This window comes from Polaromonas sp. C04, assembly GCF_002002705.1.
GTDB lineage: Bacteria > Pseudomonadota > Gammaproteobacteria > Burkholderiales > Burkholderiaceae_C > Rhodoferax_A.
Map to the genome: position 1 here is coordinate 1 of NZ_MUNS01000002.1, position 1,193 is coordinate 1,193.

Consider the following 1,193-nt stretch of genomic DNA (forward strand, 5'->3'; position numbering starts at 1 on the left):
CCTTATATCTTTCAAATAGTTCAAACTTCAGTAGTCAAGGCGGTGAGCGCCTTGATTGCCGAGCGGGTTGACTCGCCAACGCGCAGCCTGGGTCTCCTGCGAGCCCGAGCTCGAATCTCAGCACAGGGCGCGCGCTGGTGGTCTCTTTGTTCTGCTGCATCCCGAATGGTTGACCGAACACATTTCGTATTCATAAGGCTGGGAGCCGGAGGACTTTTATGAGTGAACCCGTTTATGTAGGAATCGATGTTGCCAAGAGCAGCTTTGAGGTGGCTGTCACAAGCGAGAGTCAAACCCTGAGCCTGAGCAACGACGAGGCCGGCCACACCGAGTTGTGCCAGTTGCTGGTGCCATTGGCTCCCAGGCTGGTGCTGCTGGAGGCCACCGGCGGCTATGAGCAGGAGTTGGCTCTGGCGCTGGCCGCAGCAGGTCTTCGCGTCTCGGTCATCAATCCACGCCAGGCACGCGACTTCGCACGCTGTATGGGCAAGTTGGCCAAGACCGATCGCATCGACGCACAGGCCTTGCGCGGCTTTGCCACCCTGCTCGACGCTCAGGGGCACGAGCCACGTGCGCTGGCCGATGAGCAGCAACGCGAGCTCACAGCCTTGGTCACCCGCCGGCGCCAGCTCGTGGCCATGCTGGTGGCCGAGCGCCAGCGCCTGGGGCTGGCTCACCCCAAGGCAAAGGCCAGCATTTTGGCCATCATGGATGCGATCGCCGCCCAACTCGGGGATGTGGATGGGCAACTGCGCGAACACGTGCAGGCCCATCACGCGGACTTGGCGCGGCTGCTGACCTCGGTCAAGGGCGTGGGGCCCACGACAGCCAGCACGCTGCTGGCGCAACTGCCAGAGCTCGGAAAGCTCAACCGCAAGCAGATCACCTCGCTGGTGGGGCTGGCCCCGATCAACCGCGATTCGGGCACCTTGCGCGGCCAGCGCCATATCTTCGGCGGACGCACCGATGTGCGCCGCGTGCTCTACGTGGCCGCCTTGGTAGGTACGCGCTTTAACCCTGTGCTCAAGGCCTTCTACGCCCACCTGCTGGCCGCCGGCAAGCCCAAGAAGGTCGCCCTGGTGGCTTGCATGCACAAGCTGCTGGTCATCCTCAATGCCATCGCTCGCACCAAGTCGCCTTGGAACAACGCTATCGCAGTGACAAATTAAGGTCTTCATTCAAGATGGTTGCTG

The 1,193-nt window shown here is 62.1% G+C and carries 1 protein-coding gene; it reads left to right on the plus strand.

Annotated features, from left to right (window positions below; genetic code table 11):
• The first annotated feature begins 218 nt into the window (after window positions 1-218).
• The gene (locus B0E49_RS00010; RefSeq protein ID WP_077559932.1) at window positions 219-1,169 is read left to right on the plus strand and encodes an IS110 family RNA-guided transposase; all 951 of its coding nucleotides are present in this window, start codon (window positions 219-221) and stop codon (window positions 1,167-1,169) included.
• Window positions 1,170-1,193: the final 24 nt, after the last annotated feature.